The sequence below is a fragment of the Pseudomonas sp. PVC-5-1 genome (assembly GCF_057444345.1).
Genome location: NZ_CM172024.1, coordinates 4,769,073 through 4,787,539, shown reverse-complemented (window position 1 = coordinate 4,787,539; position 18,467 = coordinate 4,769,073). Strand labels below are relative to the sequence as shown.

15 protein-coding genes are annotated in these 18,467 nt (G+C 62.5%); 6 read left to right on the top strand and 9 right to left on the bottom strand.

Translation table 11 applies throughout. The annotated features are described in order from the left end of the window. Positions 1-5: 5 nt before the first annotated feature. From algG to yaaA, 7 genes are all read right to left on the bottom strand, one after another. On the bottom strand, positions 6-1,565 hold the full coding sequence (algG, locus tag AC2T3R_RS21885) for a mannuronan 5-epimerase AlgG (RefSeq protein ID WP_410951853.1): 1,560 nt from the start codon (positions 1,563-1,565) through the stop codon (positions 6-8). 15 nt (positions 1,566-1,580) lie between these two features. Then, complete coding sequence (locus AC2T3R_RS21880) at positions 1,581-3,059, bottom strand: alginate export family protein (RefSeq protein ID WP_013974153.1); 1,479 nt, start codon at positions 3,057-3,059, stop codon at positions 1,581-1,583. Beyond that, positions 3,056-4,435, bottom strand: coding sequence for an alginate biosynthesis TPR repeat lipoprotein AlgK (gene algK, locus AC2T3R_RS21875; RefSeq protein ID WP_486745298.1), 1,380 nt, complete (start codon positions 4,433-4,435; stop codon positions 3,056-3,058). The genes AC2T3R_RS21880 and algK overlap by 4 nt, the downstream gene beginning before the upstream one ends. A 165-nt stretch (positions 4,436-4,600) precedes the next feature. Next, positions 4,601-5,767 (bottom strand): alginate biosynthesis protein Alg44, encoded by a 1,167-nt coding sequence (locus AC2T3R_RS21870; protein ID WP_013974151.1) that lies wholly within the window; start codon positions 5,765-5,767, stop codon positions 4,601-4,603. A 36-nt stretch (positions 5,768-5,803) separates the two neighbouring features. After that, a complete protein-coding gene (locus AC2T3R_RS21865) occupies positions 5,804-7,285 on the bottom strand; it encodes a glycosyltransferase family 2 protein (protein ID WP_031324250.1) in 1,482 nt (493 codons plus the stop codon). Positions 7,286-7,358: 73 nt separating this feature from the next. Beyond that, entirely contained in the window at positions 7,359-8,675 is a 1,317-nt protein-coding gene (locus AC2T3R_RS21860) for a nucleotide sugar dehydrogenase (RefSeq protein WP_023660654.1), read from the bottom strand. 864 nt (positions 8,676-9,539) lie between these two features. Beyond that, entirely contained in the window at positions 9,540-10,319 is a 780-nt protein-coding gene (yaaA, locus tag AC2T3R_RS21855) for a peroxide stress protein YaaA (protein ID WP_085721000.1), read from the bottom strand. Between the two features lie 136 nt (positions 10,320-10,455). On the opposite strand from yaaA, the gene AC2T3R_RS21850 reads away from it, so the two are divergent. From AC2T3R_RS21850 to moaE, 5 genes are all read left to right on the top strand, one after another. Beyond that, positions 10,456-11,583: a polysaccharide deacetylase family protein gene (locus tag AC2T3R_RS21850; RefSeq protein WP_486744244.1), complete on the top strand. Its 1,128-nt coding sequence runs from the start codon at positions 10,456-10,458 to the stop codon at positions 11,581-11,583. Positions 11,584-12,044: 461 nt separating this feature from the next. Continuing rightward, complete coding sequence (locus AC2T3R_RS21845; protein WP_013974146.1) at positions 12,045-13,439, top strand: PhoH family protein; 1,395 nt, start codon at positions 12,045-12,047, stop codon at positions 13,437-13,439. Positions 13,440-13,555: 116 nt separating this feature from the next. Then, positions 13,556-14,026 (top strand): cyclic pyranopterin monophosphate synthase MoaC, encoded by a 471-nt coding sequence (gene moaC, locus AC2T3R_RS21840; RefSeq protein WP_013974145.1) that lies wholly within the window; start codon positions 13,556-13,558, stop codon positions 14,024-14,026. Further along, entirely contained in the window at positions 14,026-14,271 is a 246-nt protein-coding gene (moaD, locus tag AC2T3R_RS21835) for a molybdopterin converting factor subunit 1 (protein ID WP_003251777.1), read from the top strand. Before moaC ends, moaD begins: the two co-directional genes overlap by 1 nt. A 2-nt stretch (positions 14,272-14,273) precedes the next feature. Beyond that, the gene (moaE, locus tag AC2T3R_RS21830) at positions 14,274-14,720 is read left to right on the top strand and encodes a molybdopterin synthase catalytic subunit MoaE (protein ID WP_013974144.1); all 447 of its coding nucleotides are present in this window, start codon (positions 14,274-14,276) and stop codon (positions 14,718-14,720) included. 128 nt (positions 14,721-14,848) lie between these two features. On the opposite strand, the gene rhlB is transcribed toward moaE, so the two are convergent. Both rhlB and AC2T3R_RS21820 read right to left on the bottom strand, forming a co-directional pair. Beyond that, positions 14,849-16,312, bottom strand: a complete 1,464-nt coding sequence (gene rhlB, locus AC2T3R_RS21825) for an ATP-dependent RNA helicase RhlB (RefSeq protein WP_054573302.1) — start codon at positions 16,310-16,312, stop codon at positions 14,849-14,851. Positions 16,313-16,413: 101 nt separating this feature from the next. Beyond that, positions 16,414-17,070 carry an alpha/beta hydrolase gene (locus tag AC2T3R_RS21820; protein WP_013974142.1) on the bottom strand — a complete coding sequence of 219 codons (657 nt, stop codon included), beginning with the start codon at positions 17,068-17,070 and terminating at the stop codon, positions 16,414-16,416. A gap of 331 nt (positions 17,071-17,401) precedes the next feature. Here AC2T3R_RS21820 and AC2T3R_RS21815 point away from each other — a divergent pair, with 331 nt between their 5' ends. After that, a complete protein-coding gene (locus AC2T3R_RS21815; RefSeq protein WP_015271736.1) occupies positions 17,402-18,430 on the top strand; it encodes an amino acid ABC transporter substrate-binding protein in 1,029 nt (342 codons plus the stop codon). The last annotated feature ends 37 nt before the right edge of the window (positions 18,431-18,467 follow it).

The window sequence follows — 18,467 nt, the reverse complement described above, 5'->3', positions numbered from 1 at the left end:
CTTCCTTAATCGATCATTTCGGTCTGGCGTTCGACCGGGTCGATCAGCACAGCCTTTTGCTGGCGTACCAGCAGGTCGAGGATTTCGTCCTGGCGTTCGCCGAGGATGCCGTTGAGGCTGATGCCGTTGGCCTTGCGCGGGGCTAGCATGGATACCTTGTAAAGCTCGACCGACAGCGGCGAGTCGATCGACAGTGGGCCCGAGCCGTTGGCCGCCAGTTCGCCACCAACCAGGATCAGCGACACCTTGGTGTCGAACGGGTCGAGGGCGATGTCGCGGTCGGTGTTGGACAGGTCCTTGATGTGGCCGTACACGCCGACCAGGCCGTTGGCCATTGCGACGTTTTCGTATAGGCGGATGTTCACGCTGTTACGCACGCGGATGCCGTGGCGGCGGTTGTTGATCAGCTTGTTGCCCCAGATCAGGTTGTCGCCACTTTCGTACAGGGTGATGCCGTCGGTGTGGTTGCGGTAGATCTCGTTGTAGGCAATCAGGTTGTTGACGCTGTTACGGTCGATCACCACGCCCGAGAGCTTGTTGTCGAAGCTCTTGTTGTTGATGATCCAGCTGTCGTTGACCTCACGCGAGACGATGATGCCGTGCTTCTTCTTGGTGCCGTACACCGTGTTGCCGGCGATGATCAGCCGGTGCGAGCGGTCGTGCGGGTCGATGCCGTAGACGATGTTGTCGCGGTAGGTGCTGTCCTTGACCACGAAGTCCTGGGTCTCGTAGCAGTAGAAGCCGTACCACATGTCGCTGAACTCAGAGCCGATGATCCAGCCGGTGGGTTCCGGGCGGCCCATGCGCTTGGCCATGTTCGGCGTGTACTGCGAGATGCTCACGCCGTACGACTTGGACTTGGCGTAGCCGAAGCTGGCCATTTTGGTGTTGACGATGTAGGTCTCGGTACCGCCCCACGACAGCAGGAACGGGCGGAACTCCTTGGGCGAGCGGAAGGTCGCCGGGCCGTTTTCCTTTTCCCGCCAGCCGGTCACCTGGGTGTCGGTGACGAACAGCTTGCCGTCGTTGACCAGGAACGAACCGCCTTCCTCGGACAGGCGCAGTTGCTTGACCTTGCCGTCGATCTCGAGGATGCCCTTCTGCCCGACCACGATCGGCAGGCGCGCCAGGTATACGCCCGGCTCGACTTCGCTGAGGTACTGCTTGGGTACCTTCTTGCTCAGCTCGACCAGGTCGACATGGCCGTCATCGACGAAGATCGCCTGCGGAATGCCATGCTGGCGCTGGACCCACTCGGCCGCCTTGTTGTCGCCGCCGACGAATTCCTTGAGGGTGTCCTCCTGGAACATGCGGCGCAGGCTGACCTTGCCCTTGTGGCGACGGTCGATTTTCTTCTGCACCGCCTCGGCGGTGTAGCCGGTCAGGTCAGGCAGCTTCGGCGGGTCCATGTGCAGCGGCTCGACCGGTGCACTGGAGACCGTGTAGGTCTTGGCCTGCTGCAGTTCCTTGGCAATCACCTTGGGCTCTGCGGCAGCGACCAGGCCACTGGCCAGCAGCAGGGCGCTGGCCAGGAGGCTGTGACGTAAGTGCGGGTGAAGGTTCATCAGGGTCTCCCGGCCTCAGAAGCGCCAGATCACGTCGACAAAGGCGCGGTGCATGTACGAGTCCGCTTCCTTGCCGTAGGCGTCACCCGGCTTGAACACACCGGCGCGCAGGCGCACCAGGGCAGATGGCTCGTCGATGGCCTGGCTCATCGAAGCCGGCAGCAGGCCTTGCTTGAAGTACTTGGTCACGACCACGTCCATTTCCTGGCCAAGGTCTTTTTCACCATCGACCAGCGGGCGGTTCACGCCGTTGTCGTTGACTACCGCGTTGATGCCGCTGGAACCGATGTTCTGGTTGCCATCGACACGCCAGAACTTGTGGTAGATGAAGCTGGCGTCGTAGTCGTCGCGCAGCTGCCAGGAGGCGAACAGGGTGGCCGCCTGCAGGTTGCCAAGCTCGCCACGGAAGGCTTCACCGAAGCGGTGCACGCGCGAACGGGTGCCGGTGTAGTTGGAGCGGTTGCTCTCGAGGCCAGTCTGCTCGTAGTTGCTCGAACCGTCGTCGCCACCGCCGCCGCTGCCACGGGCATAGGCCGCACCGACTTGCCATTGCGGGTCGAGGCGCAGGCGGATGCCGAGGTCGGTGGCCCAGGCGTTGACATCACCGCTCTGCTTGCCGGTGGCCACGGTTTCGTCACCGACGACCTGGCTGCTGAGGGTGTCGCGATCACCGGTCAGCCAGGTGACGCTGCCCCAGTAGTTGACGGTGTGGTCGTTGCGCCAGTTGTAGGCGTCGCTGTTGGCTTCCAGGCCCAGCCAGGTGAGGTCGCCGGTGCGGGTCTTGTCCAGCGCATCGACGGTTTCGCCCGGGTTCTTCAGGCTGCCGCCGTCGTGGGTGTGGTGGGCGCGTACGCCGACCCAGTGGCCAGGGGTCCACTGCGTGGCGACGTTGCCGTAGAGGTGCGTGCGGTCCTTGTCTTCCGGGGCCAGCTCGGTGAGGTCGGTGCGGTATTCGCTGAAGCGCTGGGCCACGCCCAGGTCGGCCTTGAGCAGGGTGGTGTCGAAGGTCCAGTTCAGCGCCTCGATATTGGTGTCACGCCACATGCCATCGTCGCTGCGCAGGCGCTGGCGGCCGAAACGCAGCTGCTCGCCAGGGTAGGCGGTGAGGCCGCTGTAGCCGACCCAGAATTCGCGCATGGCCAGGTAGCTCTTGTCCTGTTCACGGCCGTCGGCAGCGGTATCGGTACTGGTGCCGTCGTCATTCTGGCGCAGGGTGTCGGTTTCGATGGTGTCGGTGGCGGTAACTGCCTGGCCCATGGCATAGGCGCTCCAGTTGCCACGCTCGCCATATACCCAAGGGCGCAGATCAAGACCGAGGCCGTTGACGTCGCCGCCGGAGCGGGTGCCCAGGTCACGGTCGTCTTCCGACTGGCCGGTGATCTTCACATCCAGGCCGAAGTTCTTTTCAGCGGTCATTTCCGCCAGAGTCGGGCAGGACCACAACAGGGCGAAGCTCAGGCCGATGCCAGCTTTCACGAAGGGATTGAGCGTCATAGCGAGTCCTCACCGGTTACTTCTTTTTCGTCGTCTTGCAGGGCTTCGATGGCCAGGGTGCTGTTTGCGCCTTGCGCCATGCTGCCGCGCGCCTGCTTCTCTTGTGCCAGCAGTTGCTGGGCCTGGCTGCGTTGGTCAGGCGTAAGTTGCTGATCGAGCTGCTGCAACAGTTCAGCGGACTGCGGCGACGGGTTGGCCTGGGCCAGCTGGGCGAATACCCAGGCGTTACCTGGTTGCGGGCGAATGCCGTGGCCTTCGCTGAACAGCTGGGCCAAGGCGTAGTCGGCGCTGTTCTGTCCGCCACGGGCGGCGGCCAGCAGGTGGTCGACGGCCTTCTGCGGCTCGACGTTGCCCAGGTAACCGCGGCGGTACAGCTGGCCCAGGTAGTAATGGGCGCTGACTTCGCCGGCGTCGGCGGCAGCCTGCAGGTGTTCTTCGGCTTTGGGCGCGTCCGCAGGCACGGTCTTGCCTTCGTAGTACAGGCGGCCCAGCAACAGTTCGGCGCGTGGCTGTTCGGCTTCGCGGCCCTTGTCGATGTAGGCCATCAGCTGGTCGGTATCACCCAGCTCGGGGAAGTCGTACACCAGTTGCGCCAGGCTGACCCAGGACGCCGGGTTGGCCGGGGCCACCTGCTCGAGCAGGTCCTTGGCGGTTTTTTCGTCGGTCTGGCCGAGGCTGCGGTCGGCCAGTACCCGGGCAACGCTGTCGACCCGGGTGGCCGGCACTGCGCCACGGGCGTAGGCAGCCTTGAGTTGGCCGAGCAGGGCAGCCTGCTGGTCGGCCTGGCCACGCTTCTGGTACACGGTGGCCAGTTCGACGTAGCAGATGTCGGTGGTGCTCAGGGCGGCCTTGCAGATTTTCTCCACTTCGCCCAGGTGCTGGTCGTAGGTGCCCTGGGTGCGGTACAGCAGCACCTGGGCCAAGCCCGCTTCCGGGTTACCGGCGGCGCGCCACTGGTCGATCTGCTGCTGCGCGTTGACCTTGGGGAAGCTCTGCGGGTAGGTCAGGTAGAGCATCGCCAGCGGGATCAGGGTGTTGCTTTCGCCCTGCTTGGCGGCTTGCTTGAGCAGGGTTTCGGCTTCTTCGCGCTCGGCCTGGGTGCTGTCGGGCTTGGCCACCAGCAGGCGGCCAAGGCGCGCCTGGGCACGCGGCGAAATGGCGGCCGCGGCGCGGTAGGTGGCCTCGGCTTCCTTGATTTTCGCCGGATCGCGGGTGGCGACCTTGATGTCGGCCAGGCCCACTTGCGCTTCGCTGTAGCCCAGGTCGGCCAGCGCCTTGTAGTTACGCTCGGCCAGTGCCGTGTCACCGCGCTTCATGGCTTCGTTGGCCAGGCGCTGGTCGGGCAGGCCCGCACAGCCGGCCAAGGCGATGGCCATGGCCAGGCCACACAAACCAAGGTTCACACGAACCCTGTGGGAGCTGGCTTGCCGGCGATTGGCCAGTGCAGGCGATACATCTGCTGGGCGAGTGCTGCGCACTCGATCGCCGGCAAGCCAGCTCCCACAGGTATCGGGTTGTCTGCTAGTCATAGGCTTGTCCTCTTACAGACCACGGGCCATGGCTTTGTCGATCAGCCAGTTCAGCGATGGGCCACGGTCGCTGTTGACCGAAGCCGGGCGGCCGGCGAGTTCGGCGGGCAGGGCGCTGTCGGGCTTGATCTGCACGCGGATGTCGGCGGCCAGGTCTTCGCTGTTGAGGCTGGCGCTGCTGACGATCTGGCCGGTGCGCACTTCGTCTTCGCCGGCTACCTGGAAGTTGACGCGGGTGCCTGGCTTGACCTCGTCGAACTGGCGGTAGGTGAAGCGCGCCTCGACCATCGGGTTGGTGGTGCGCGGGATCAGCTGGAAGATCGGCTGGCCCTTGGCGGCGTACTGGCCGTTGTCCACCAGCTGGCGGGCAACCACGCAATCACACGGGCTGGTGAGGGTGCCGGACAACTGCTTGCCGAACAGTTCCTCGATCTTCGCCGGCTCCAGCTGTGCGTCTTCCAGGTTGCCCTTGAGCATGTCCAGCATGCTGGTGGTGAAACTGGCCAGTGGCGCGCCCTTGGCGATCTGCCCACCGCTTTCGACCAGGCTGTTCACGGTGCCGTCGCGCGGCATGGTGACGTTGGTGGTGGGTACCGCGACCACGCCGGCTTCGGCATGGCTGACGAAGTACATGCCGTACAGCGACTTGGCGATGAAGCCGAAGGCGGCGACACCGACCACGAACACGCCGAGGGTGACGGTGACCGCCTTGAGGCGGCCGAAGGCGCTCAGGCCGGCACCGCCGTCCTTTTGCTTGCGCGCCTTGGTGAAGTTGTCGCGCTGCAGGGTGCTGAGCACATCGCCAGCAGTGATCAGCTCACCCGACAGGTGCGAGGTGATGATGTGGCGCAGTGTGGCGATGTCGCGGAGCTCGAGATTCTGGAACTGCGCGCCGGTACGGCCACTGCCCGGATTGTAGGAGCGCACCTGGAACTCGATGTCCATCGACAGGCCGAGGTTGTCGACCGTGAACTGCAGCCGCCCGCGGAGCACGTCGCCAACCGACAGTTGTTGCTTGGTGTGGAAACTCAGGCCACCGGCGGAGAGGTCGTCGACCTTCACATCGTGGGCCTGGCGCTGAGGGTCGAGGAACCGCAGCTTGGCGGGGATGCGTACCCGGGCATGCTGGCGCTGGGCTTCGGACTCATGCACGACGTTGACGTTCACGGCGGTATTCATGTGGTTTGTTCCTGTTAGTTCCGATCCGGGTTGGGCTCACACGACCATGAACAGCACAGCAACGAAGATGCTGGCAGCCGAGAAGGTCATGGTCCGCGAGGACCAGGTGTTGAACCATTGTTGAAAGCTGGCGAGGTCACGCTTGAGGGCAGTGGGCTGACGCGTCCAGGACTGCTTGTCGAGGCGGAAGAACACGTAGATCTTCATCAGCGCGCCGATGATCTGGTTGTAATAGAGAATCAGCGGGTAGGCCGGACCTACGTTGTGACCGGAGCACAGCAGCATGATGGTGAGGATCAGGCGGGTGATGCCGATCCACAGCAGATACACCAGCAGGAAGCCCAGGCCGAACTTGAGGCTGGCGATCACCGCCACGGTCAGGCCCAGCAGGCTGGTCCACATCGACACGCGCTGGTCGAACAGCACGATGCTGGTGAACAGCCCCAGGCGGCGCAGGCCCAGGCCAAGCGCGCGGGAGTTCTGCCGCAGGTTGTTGCCGTACCAGCGGTACATCAGCTTGCGGCTGGCCTTGAGGAAGCTCTTCTCCGGCGGGTGCTCGACCGTGTTGATGGCGGCGTCCGGCACGTAGAAGGTGTCGTAGCCCAGGCGCATCAGGCTGAACCAGCTGGACTTGTCGTCACCGGTGAGGAACTTGAAGCGGCCCAGGCGCCAGTGCATCAGCGAGTCGCTTTCGACGTCGGCGATGAACTCGGGGTTGGTCACCACGCTGGCGCGGAACATCGACATGCGTCCGGTCATGGTCAGCACGCGCTTGGACAGGGCCATCGAGCACATGTTGATGTGGCGCTGGGCGAAGCGCAGCTTGTGCCACTCGCTCATGATGTAGCCGCCACGCACTTCGCAGAACTCGTTGGTGGTCAGGCCGCCGACGTTGGGGAACAGCTTGAACCACGGCACGGTCTTGCGTACCACGCCATCGCCCAGCACGGTGTCACCGTCGATTACCGCCACCACGGCGTTCTCGTCCGGCAGCATGCGCGAGATCGCACGGAAACCGTAGGCCAGGCCGTCACGCTTGCCGGTACCGGCGATGCGCACGATGTCCAGCTTCACGTGGGCTGGCGGGTTGTATTTGGCCCACAGGCTTTTCACCAGCAGTTCGTCCGACATCTCCACCAGCGAGCAGACCACGGTGGTGGGGAAGCCACAGTTGATCGCCTCGCGGATCACCGAGCTGTACACCTGGGCGGTGGTGAGTGCTTCGATGCGGAAGCTGGTCACCATCAGGTACACGTGGGACGGGTCGGCGTCCTTGCCCATTTTCTGAACCTTGCGGCGCAGGTACGGGTATACGCCGTAGAGGAAGATCATGCCGCGGATGAAATGGGTGGCGCCCATGGAGTAGCGCCAGATGCCGACTGCGCCGACCAGGAAGATGAAGTGCTTCGACTGCGAGTCGAAGATATCGGCTGGCAGGGCGAGGGCGATCAGCATGAGCAGACTCACGTAGAGCAGCCAACCGGCGCACTGCAACAGCACTGTCTGGATCCTTTGCATGTTCAGCATCCGTCGAGAATTCGGGAAAAGGTGGGCAGCGGGGGTGGGGAGGCCCCCGCTGCCCGGCCAGCACTTACCAGCAGATGCCTTCGGTACGGCTGGTGGCGCAGGTCGGTTTGCTCATGAAGCCGACCAGGTCGATCACGTGCTTGCCGGCCGGCGCTTGCTGGGCCAGTGCACGGAATTGCTCGTCACGGTTGCCCAGGACGATGACGTCGGCGTTGTCGATCACCTTCTGGAAGTCGGCGTTGAGCAGCGACGACACGTGCGGGATCTTCGATTCGATGTAGTCCTTGTTGGCGCCGTGGACGCGGGCGTACTGGACGTTGTCGTCGTAGATATCCAGCTGGTAGCCCTTGCCGATCAGGCGTTCGGCCAGTTCCACCAGCGGGCTTTCACGAAGGTCGTCGGTGCCGGCCTTGAAGCTCAGGCCGAGCAGGGCGACCTTGCGCTTGTCGTGGGCTTCGATCAGCTCGAAGGCGTTCTGCACCTGCGATTCGTTGCTGCGCATCAGCGAGTCGAGCAGCGGTGCGCGCACATCGAGGCTGGCGGCGCGATAGGTGAGGGCGCGCACATCCTTGGGCAGGCACGAGCCGCCGAAGGCGAAGCCAGGGCGCATGTAGTACTGGGACAGGTTCAATACCTTGTCCTGGCAGACCACGTCCATCACGTCACGGCCATCCACGCCTACGGCCTTGGCAATGTTGCCGATCTCGTTGGCGAAGGTGACCTTGGTGGCGTGCCACACGTTGCAGGTGTACTTGATCATCTCGGCCACTTCGATCGGCTTGCGGATGATCGGCGCGTCGAGCTCTTCGTACAGGGCCTGCAGGATGTCGCCGCTGGCGCTGTCCAGTTCGCCGATGACGGTCATCGGTGGCTGGTCGTAGTCCTTGATCGCGGTGCTTTCACGCAGGAATTCCGGGTTGACCGCGACGCCGAAGTCGACGCCGGCTTTCTTGCCCGAGCAGTCTTCGAGGATCGGGATCACCACGTTCTTCACGGTGCCCGGCAGCACGGTGCTGCGTACCACGATGGTGTGGCGGCGCTCGCTGTCACGCAGCACGTAGCCGATTTCGCGGCACACCGACTCGATGTACTCAAGGCCCAGGTCGCCGTTCTTCTTGCTTGGGGTTCCCACGCAGATCATCGATACGTCGCTGGCACGAATGGCTTCGGCGAAATCGGTAGTACCGCGCAGGCGGCCGTTGGCGATGCCCTGTTGCAGCAGTGCTTCCAGGCCAGGTTCGACGATGGGCGACTTGCCCTGATTGATCAGGTCGATCTTGGTGCTGGACACATCCACACCGATCACTTCATGGCCTCGCGCCGTCAGGCAGCCAGCACAGACTGCACCCACATAACCCAAACCAAAGATGCTGATACGCATCGCTATCACCTCATGTGTTTATCACGCCGGCACCTCCGGAGAGAGCCGGACTGGGTTGATTAACAACAGTTTTCGGGCGCACGGATCCATGGCGAAATGCACACTTCGCCGAGCGCAGGCAAAATAAATCCGGAGCGCAAAAAGTTATGCACTCAAATGTGGCAGTAAAAAGCCATTAATTAAAAAACGTGCCCTGGAATGCAGCCGTCTTTATTGCAATGCGCTACGTGGCGCTTTGCTGTGCTTGTTTTTTCAAGTGGAAAAATCCTTTGAAATCAACCACTAGGACGAATTGAAAGGGACGCTTCTCTCCTGCATGGACAGGGTTTTCGGGGGTTCCCGTCATACCTGTCGAAGTTGTTGGGGCGGGTAGTGGATACCTGCCGTTGTCATCTGTAAGTCATCTCTCACGGCCCGAGGGCAGGAAAATCGTTACGGCACTATGAGCGATTCGTCGTAGCAGAAGTTCCGGGGTGGGTTCGGCGTGGATGAAAGATTTCTAAATATTTTTTCAGTGGCGGACAATTTCAATCTGATAGCACTCGGGGGGTTTGCCCCGATATATAAAGGGCGAAACTGTTGCGAGATATTTTTATGCCAGCATCGAAAAATATTTTGAAAAATTCGTCAAAAAAGCTACGAACGGTCTTATGGCGCTTGGCTATAAGTCGCGGCATGCCGTTTTTTTGGCGTCGGATTTGTGGCGTGATGGCGATATGAAGCGTGCCCTGTTGCAGGGCAAAGGCGGGGAGAAATGATTTTGCCCATTCGCGGGCACGCCCGCTCCCACAGGTTGGTCACTGACCTTGAATTCAGTGGCATACCTGTGGGAGCGGGCGTGCCCGCGAAAGCGGTGCTACAGGCTTACTCGGTGGGATGATCGCGCAGGAACACCAGGTGGTCCGGCTTCGACTGCTCGGCACTGTAGTAGTACCCCTGCACATCGAACTGCTTGAGCTGCTCCGGGTCGCTGATGCGCTGCTGGATCACGAAGCGGCTCATCATGCCGCGGGCTTTCTTGGCGTAGAAGCTGATGATCTTGTATTGGCCGTTCTTCAGGTCCTTGAAGTCGACGTTGATCACCCGGGCCTTGAGCGCACTGCGTTTCACCGCGCTGAAATACTCGTTGCTGGCCAGGTTCAGCAGCACGTCATCGCCCTGTTCGGCCAAGGCCTGGTTCAGCCATTCGCTAATGCGCGTGCCCCAGAACGCATACAGATCCTTGCCGCGGGCGTTGGCCAGCTTGGTGCCCATTTCCAGGCGGTAAGGTTGCATCAGGTCGAGCGGGCGCAGCAGGCCATACAGGCCCGAAAGCATGCGCAAGTGCTGCTGGGCATAGCTGAAATCGTCCTCGCCCAGGCTTTCGGCGTCGAGGCCGGTATACACGTCACCCTTGAACGCCAGGAGCGCCTGCTTGGCATTGGCCGGGGTGAAGTCCGGGGTCCAGCTGCCGAAGCGCGCGGCATTCAGGCCGGCGAGCTTGTCGGACAGGTGCATCAGTTCGCTGATCTGCGCTGGCGACAGGTCGCGCAACTGCTGGATCAGCTCCTGAGAGTCGTCCAGGTACTGGGGCAGGGTGAAACGCTCGGTCACCGGCGGGGTTTCGTAGTCGAGGGTCTTGGCGGGTGATATCACCGTCAGCATCGGGTCGGCTCCTGGCATCGTAGGCCGGGAATTCTACGGGCTGGGCGGTGCAAGTCCAAACTATGGCGACGATAGTCACAGACCATGGCCGGTGCAGAGGCTATAGTGCGCGTTTCGCCGTTGCGGAGCTTCAACCGTGCGTATTGCCTCTGCCTTGCTGGCCGCTCTGCTGAGCCTGGCCGTGCAAGCCGCCCCTTCAACCCAGGTGAGCCTGGACCGCAGCCTGTGGCCCGAAAAGCTGGACAGCCCGGCGTTGTTCGATGTGGCCTCGCGGGCCGAGATCCTCTCGTTCGCCCAGGTGCTGCATGAAAGCGAACTGCTGGACGACGCGGCGCTGGCGGCACGCTTGGGGCTACGGCAGGTCAACCTGCAGAAGGTGCGCCTGGTGCGGGCGCGCATGTGGCAGCGGTTGTGGGAAGGTTATCAACAGGCGCAGCGCAGTTGCGAACAGGATGCGTCGTTCTGCTATCCGGTTACGTCGATGGCGGAGTTGCGCACACAGGCAGCGACGTTCGCTGCCGATGTCGGCACGTTCTATACGGGCTGGATCGAGCCGAGCCACCAGTTCCATGTGCGTTACCTGGACGAACAACTGCGCAAGGCGGCGTTGCTGCCGCAGACCAGCAGCGAGGTGGAGCGGCTGTCCTCACGCGAGCGCAATGGGGATGAACTGAACGACCGCATGTTCCTGCTGACCTTCGTCGGCGGCCCCGGGCCGGATGGCGGCAGTACCGACCTGCTGGCTGATTACCTGCGCCGACAAAAGCTTGAAGGCACGTTCTTCGTGCTCGGCAACCGCCTGCAGCAACGCCGCGACGCCGGGGCGGCAGATGCCTTGCGCCAGCTCTATGGCGGGCAGTGCGTGGGGATACAGGGTTGGGAGTACCGCTCCCATGCGCAGTGGACAGGCTGGCAGGACTCGCTGCGGCGTAGCCAGGCGCGGGTGCAGGCCGACCTGCCGGAGCAGTATGTGCCGTTGTTTCGGCCGCCTTACGGGCAGCGTCGGGCCGATGGCGAGGCGTTCATGGCCAGCCAGCAGTTGCAGGTATCGTTGTGGGACATCGATGCCCAGGATGATGGCGCACTGAGCGCCGAGGCCTCTGCCCAGCGGGTGCTGACCTTGATGTTGCTATGGCGCAAGGGGGTGATCCAGTTCCATGACAGCCTGCCCAAGGCGCAGCCGGCGGTGGAGTGGTTGTTGCGCAATACGGCGCAGAGCGGGATTGGTTGGGAAGATTGCCAGGGATATGCCAACCGGGGGTGAGAGGGGGCTGCTGCGCAGCCCATCGCCGGCAAGCCAGCTCCCACCTCGACCGCATCGGCCTCAAGCCATGCGCTGTCCCTGTGGGAGCTGGCTTGCCGGCGATGAGGCCAGTACAGGCAACACAACACAGTTGCTCTTACAGGTTAGGTGCATGGCTTGCTGGCGTTGACCCATGCAATGGCAGCCTGATTTTTGACTGTAGTCCTCACGCGCCCCCTCGCCAACCCCTGTTCGTCATTTGGAAAAATAAACTTCACCTGCACGTAAAAAGACTTTTTTTAGTCATCATTTTTGCGGTATGAAGAAACCAGACAGCCGATTCCTGCAGCACAGGTGGCGTCATCCAGGCCCACCTAGCCAGGTTCGCTTCCCGCCCGTAACAACGCGGATACGGGGACAGCGGCAGTCACTCTGCGGCGTAACAGACCACGCCGTGTGGCTTCGACATAAGGTGACCGAGTATGGATGACCAAGGACGCAACCCTTCCTCCAGCAAGCCTATCCTGTATGTGCTCGATACCAACGTCCTGATTCACGACCCCAACGCGTTACTGAACTTCGAGGAGCACCATGTCGCCATCCCGATGACGGTGCTGGAGGAACTCGACAAGCTCAAGACCGGCAAACAGACCATCGCCGCCGAATGCCGCCAGGCCATTCGCCTGATCGACCAGACCCTTGGTGACGCCTCGCCCAGCGATGTCGAGCAGGGCGTGCCGATCCAGCGTGGCAAGAGCGGGCCCAAGGGCTTCCTGTCCATCCTGATGACTCCGCGCAACGAGCCGAACAAGCTGCTGCCGGAAAACCTCAACGACAACATCATCATCAACCAGTTGCTCGAAGTACGGGCCCGGCGCACCGACCTGGACGTTGTGCTGGTCACCAAAGACATCAACATGCGCCTGAAGGCACGTGCCTGTGGCATCGCGGCCGAGGACTACAGCACCGACCAACTGGTCGATGACGTGTCATTGCTGTCCAAGGGCTACCATTCGGTCACCGGCTCGTTCTGGGACCGGGTGAGCAAGGTCGATACCCGCCAGGAGCGCGGCCGCACCTGGCACCGCGTGCAATTGATCGACAACCTGCCGGCGGTTCACGTCAACGAGTTCATCATCGATGAACAGGGCTTCGTCGGCTGGATCAAGGGTATCCGCAACGACGAACTGCTGTTGCTGGACCTGCACCAGGAACCGCTGCTGCACCAGGAAGCCTGGGGCTTGAAACCGCGGGACATCCACCAGAGCCTGGCGTTGTTCGCCCTGCTTGACCCGGATATCCACCTGGTCAACCTGACCGGCGCCGCCGGTTCCGGCAAGACCATCCTGGCCCTGGCCGCAGCCATCGAACAGACCATGGTAAGTAAGCGCTACCGGCGCATCATCGCCACCCGCAGTGTGCAGGGGCTGGACCAGGAGATCGGCTTCCTGCCGGGCACCGAGGCCGAGAAGATGGAACCTTGGCTGGGCGCCATCACCGACAACCTCGAGGCCTTGCACATGGATGACGAAAGCACCCATGGCAGCGTCGAGTACATCCTCGAGCGCGTGCCGTTGCAGTTCAAGTCGCTGAACTACATCCGTGGCCGTAGCTTCCAGCAGAGCCTGATCCTGATCGACGAGTGCCAGAACCTGACGCCGCACCAGATGAAAACCATCATCACCCGTGCCGGCTCCGGGTCCAAGGTGGTCTGCCTGGGCAACCTGGCGCAGATCGATACCCCCTACCTGTCCGCGACCAGCTCGGGCCTGACCTACCTGACCGAGCGCTTCAAGGACTTCCCCCATGGCGTGCACATCACCCTGCAGGGCGTGCCACGCTCGGTGCTGGCCGAGTACGCCGAGTCGCATCTGTAACCCTCTCCGCCGGGCGGTTCGCCGCCCGGCTTTTTCGCGGGCACCGTTGACGCACCCCTCTGCTCAAACCTGACTCACAGGTTTACACTGCGAGTTCCCTTCACAGGAGCAGAGCAGTGCTGACACATCTTGATTCCCAGGGGCGGGCCAACATGGTCGACGTCACTGAAAAGGCCGTGACCGAGCGCGAGGCCACCGCCGAGGCGCGGGTGCGCATGTTGCCGCAGACCTTGCAGATGATCGTCGACGGTGAACACCCCAAGGGCGACGTGTTCGCCGTGGCGCGCATTGCCGGGATCCAGGCGGCGAAGAAGACCAGCGAACTGATCCCGCTGTGCCACCCGCTGATGCTGACCAGCGTCAAGGTCGAACTGAGTGCCGAGGGGCAGGACGCCGTGCGTATCGTCGCCCGCTGCAAGCTGGCCGGGCAGACCGGCGTGGAGATGGAGGCGCTGACTGCAGCCAGCGTGGCTGCGCTGACGATCTATGACATGTGCAAGGCTGTGGATAAAGGTATGGTCATCGAGCAGGTGCGCCTGCTGGAAAAACTCGGCGGCAAGAGTGGCCACTACAAGGTGGAGGCGTGATGAAGGTCAAGGTGATGTACTTCGCCCGTTACCGCGAATTGTTGGGCGTGGATGCCGAGCGGGTGGAGGGTGCGTTCAAGGTGCTCGACGATGTGCGCCAGGCCTTGGTGGCCAAGGGCGGGCAGTATGAAGTGCTGGCCGAGCAGAACCTGATGTGTGCGCGCAACGAAGAACTGTGCAAGCTCGATGAGCCGCTGGAAGAGGGCGATGAAGTGGCGTTCTTCCCGCCGGTGACCGGAGGCTGAACATGGCTGTGCGAGTACAGGAGGGCGCGTTCGACCCGGGAGCCGAGACCAATGCCATGCACGCGGCCAATGTCGGTGTGGGCGCGGTGGTCGGTTTTGTCGGCTACGTGCGGGATTTCAACGATGGCCGCGAGGTGGCGGGGATGTTCCTCGAGCACTATCCGGGCATGACCGAAAAGGCCTTGGCCAAGATCGTGGTGGAGGCAGAGCAGCGCTGGCCGTTGCTCAAGGTGGAGGTGCTGCACCGCATCGGTGCGCTCGAGCCGGGTGAGCCGATCGTGTTCGTCGGCGTGGCCAGTGCCCATCGGCAGGCGGCGTTCGATGCCTGCAACTTCATCATGGACTATCTGAAGACGCGGGCGCCGTTCTGGAAGAAGGAAAATACCCAGGAAGGGGCACGGTGGGTGGAAGGGAAGCAGAGTGATCAGGATGCGGCGGAGCGCTGGTAGACAGAGTATTGCTGGCCGGGGCTTTGCCCCGGTTCGCGGGCTTGCCCGCTCCCACAGGGGCTCCACAGCTTCCGGAAGCTGTGGAGCCCCTGTGGGAGCGGGCAAGCCCGCGAAGAATCCAACACCACTCAGTGGTGCTTGCGCGGTACCGGCTTCAGCAGTTCATCCGGCGGCATTTCACACTTGATCTTGCGCCCCAGCAGCTCTTCGATCGCTGGCAGCTGGTACGAGTCATCCTCACCGGCAAAGCTGATCGACACACCACTGGTGCCAGCACGGCCTGTCCGGCCAATGCGGTGCACGTAGTCGTCCGGGTCTTCCGGCAGGGTGAAGTTGATCACGTGGCTGATGCCATCGATATGAATGCCCCGCCCCGCCACGTCGGTGGCCACCAGCACGGTGATGCGCCCTTCGCGGAAGTTCTCCAGGGTACGGATACGCTTGTGCTGCGGCACGTCACCCGACAACTGCGCGGCATTGATGCCGTCGCGCACCAGTTTTTCCTCGATGCGCCGCACTTCGTCCTTGCGGTTGGCGAACACCATCACCCGTTCCCACTTGTTCTGGGTCACCAGGTTGTACAGCAGCTTGTACTTGTCGCTGCCGGCCACCGCATAGACGTGCTGCTCCACCGTTTCGCTGGCAACGTTCTCCGGCTCGATCTCGACGATGGCCGGGTTGGTGGTCCACTGCTTGGCCAGGTTCATCACGTCGTCGGTGAAGGTGGCGGAGAACAGCAGGGTCTGGCGCTCGCTTTTCGGCGGCGTCTGGCGAATGATCTGGCGCACCTGGGGGATGAAGCCCATGTCGAGCATGCGGTCGGCTTCGTCCAGCACCATCACTTCGACCATGTCCAGGTGCACCTCACCGCGCTGGTTGAAGTCCAGCAGGCGCCCCGGAGTGGCCACCAGGATGTCGCAATGGCGCGCTTCCAGGGCCTTGAGCTGCTTGTCGAAGTCCATTCCGCCGACGAAGCTCATCACGTTCAGGCCGGTGTACTTGGTCAGGGCGATGGCGTCCTTGGCGATCTGCACCACCAGCTCACGGGTGGGCGCGATGATCAGCGCACGTGGCTCGCCCATGTAGCGTTCCTTCGGCGGCGGCGTCTGCTGCAGCTGGGAAATGATCGAGATCAGGAACGCCGCAGTCTTGCCGGTACCGGTCTGGGCCCGGCCGATGGCGTCCTGACCGCGCAGGGTGTAGCCCAGCACCTGTGCCTGGATCGGCGTGCAGTACGGGAAGCCCAGGTCGTGGATGGCATGCATCAGTTCGTTGGACAGCTTGAAGTCGTGGAAGCGGGTCTTGCCTTCCTGTGGCTCGACCACGAAGTCTTCCGGTTTCCACAGGCTGGCCTGCGGCTTGGGCTTGCGCTCGCGACGCGGTTTGTCCTTGGCCGGCTTGTCGGCGGCTGGCGTAACGGCGGCAGGCTGTTCGGCCTGGGGAGTGGGGGTGGCGCGTGGTGCGGCCGGTTTTTCCGCAGGCCGGGCCTCGCTGGTGGGTGCGGGCGCAGGCGGCGTCACGCTGGCAGCAGGAGCGACGGCCTGTGGCGCGGCGTCTCCCTTGCCGAAAATTTTCTTGAGTGCCTTGAGCACGATCGTCTCATCAACTGGTTAAGGAATGTACGCCGGGCAGTGTAATGCAAGATTCAGGCGCGGCGTAGTGGAATAGCCTTACAACTACAGACAGCCCTGGCTTATTGCAATTGCTTGCTCAGCCAGTCGTGGATGTCGCTCAACTCTTCCACCACCACTTCGTGTTCCATCGGGTATTCGTGCCAGCGGGCGGCAACGCCCCAGGTATTGAGGTACTCGAAGGCGGTGCGGCCCATGGAAGGGATCACCACCGGGTCGTGCACACCATGCAGGCACAGGGCCGGGGTGCGTTGCTGGCAGGCGCTCAACTGATGCTGGTCGTTGAAGGTGGGGGCGTAGGTGGACAAGGCGATCACGCCACCCAGCGCTTCTTGCCACTTTATATAGGCAGTGTGCAGAACCACCGCGCCACCCTGGGAGAAGCCAGCCAGGAAAATCCGCGACAGGCTGATGCCTTTGGCCTGCTCGGCCTTGATCAGGCTAATGACCTGTTCGGCCGATTCCTCCAGCTGCGCCTCGTCGATGGCACGGGCCGGGGTCATGGCCTTGATGTCGTACCAGCTGGGCATGGCGTAGCCGCCGTTGATGGTTACCGGGCGGGTGGGAGCCTGGGGCATGACGAAACGGGTGCTGAGCAGGCGTTCCTGCATGAATTCGGCCACTGGTAGGAAGTCGTAACGGTCGGCACCCAGGCCGTGCAACCAGATCACACAGGCGTCTGCGGTTTTCTGCGGTTCGAGAATCAGTGGGTTGGTCATGACTGCTCCGAAAGTGTGCGGGTCTTGTTATGGCGTGCGTGAAAAGAAGGCGCTGGAAATGATTGTCGGAAAAAGAATGTCGCAACGATACAACTTTCCCTACTTGACGAGCGCTTAAACGCTACAGCCGCAAATTTTGGTACGCGCTTTGCAATTCACCCAATGATGCAAAGGGCAGGCCGTGACGGTAACACCCTTTGCACGCGAAGGCTGTCACAGAACAGTCCATTGCGCCATTGACCCAATAACAAGCCAATACGGGTCGGATACGCCTCAAAAGGGTGCGGTGCAATTCCGGCTCGATACAACAAGAGCGATTTGGAGGTTGTGAATGAAGATGTTGAAAACCACCCTGGCAGTCCTGACCGCTGCCGCCGCGCTGGGCGCCGTGAGCAACGCCCAGGCCGGCGCCACCCTGGATGCGGTAAAGAAGAAGGGCTTCGTCCAGTGTGGCGTGAGCGACGGTCTTCCAGGCTTCTCGGTACCTGATGCGCAGGGCAAGATCGTTGGTATCGACGCCGACGTGTGCCGCGCCGTAGCCGCCGCTGTATTCGGCGACGCGACCAAGGTCAAGTTCAGCCAGCTCAACGCCAAGGAACGCTTCACCGCGCTGCAGTCGGGCGAAGTCGACGTACTGTCGCGCAACACCACCTGGACCAGCTCGCGTGATGCCGGCATGGGCCTGGTGTTCGCCGGTGTTACCTACTATGACGGCGTCGGCTTCCTGGTCAACAAGAAACTCGGTGTTTCCAGCGCCAAGGAGCTTGATGGCGCGACCATCTGCATCCAGGCCGGTACCACCACCGAGCTGAATGTGTCGGACTTCTTCCGCGCCAATGGTCTGAAGTACACGCCGATCACTTTCGATACCTCCGACGAAAGCGCCAAGTCGCTGGAGTCCGGCCGTTGCGACGTGCTGACCTCGGACAAGTCGCAGCTGTTCGCCCAACGCTCCAAACTGGCCGCGCCGACCGAATACGTGGTACTGCCGGAAACCATCTCCAAGGAGCCGCTGGGCCCGGTGGTGCGCAAAGGCGATGAGGAGTGGTTCAGCATCGTCAAGTGGACCCTGTTCGCCATGCTCAACGCCGAAGAGGCAGGCATCACCTCGAAGAACGTCGAGGCCGAGGCCAAAGGCACCAAGAACCCGGACGTCGCTCGCCTGCTGGGTGCGGACGGCGAGTATGGCAAGGACCTCAAGCTGCCCAAGGACTGGGTAGTGCAGATCGTCAAGCAAGTCGGCAACTATGGCGAAGTGTTCGAGAAGAACCTGGGCCAGGGCACCGACCTGAAGATCGACCGTGGCATGAACGCCCTGTGGAACAACGGCGGCATCCAGTACGCGCCACCTGTGCGCTGATGGCTGCACCCTGCGGCGGCATCCCGCCGCCGCAGGC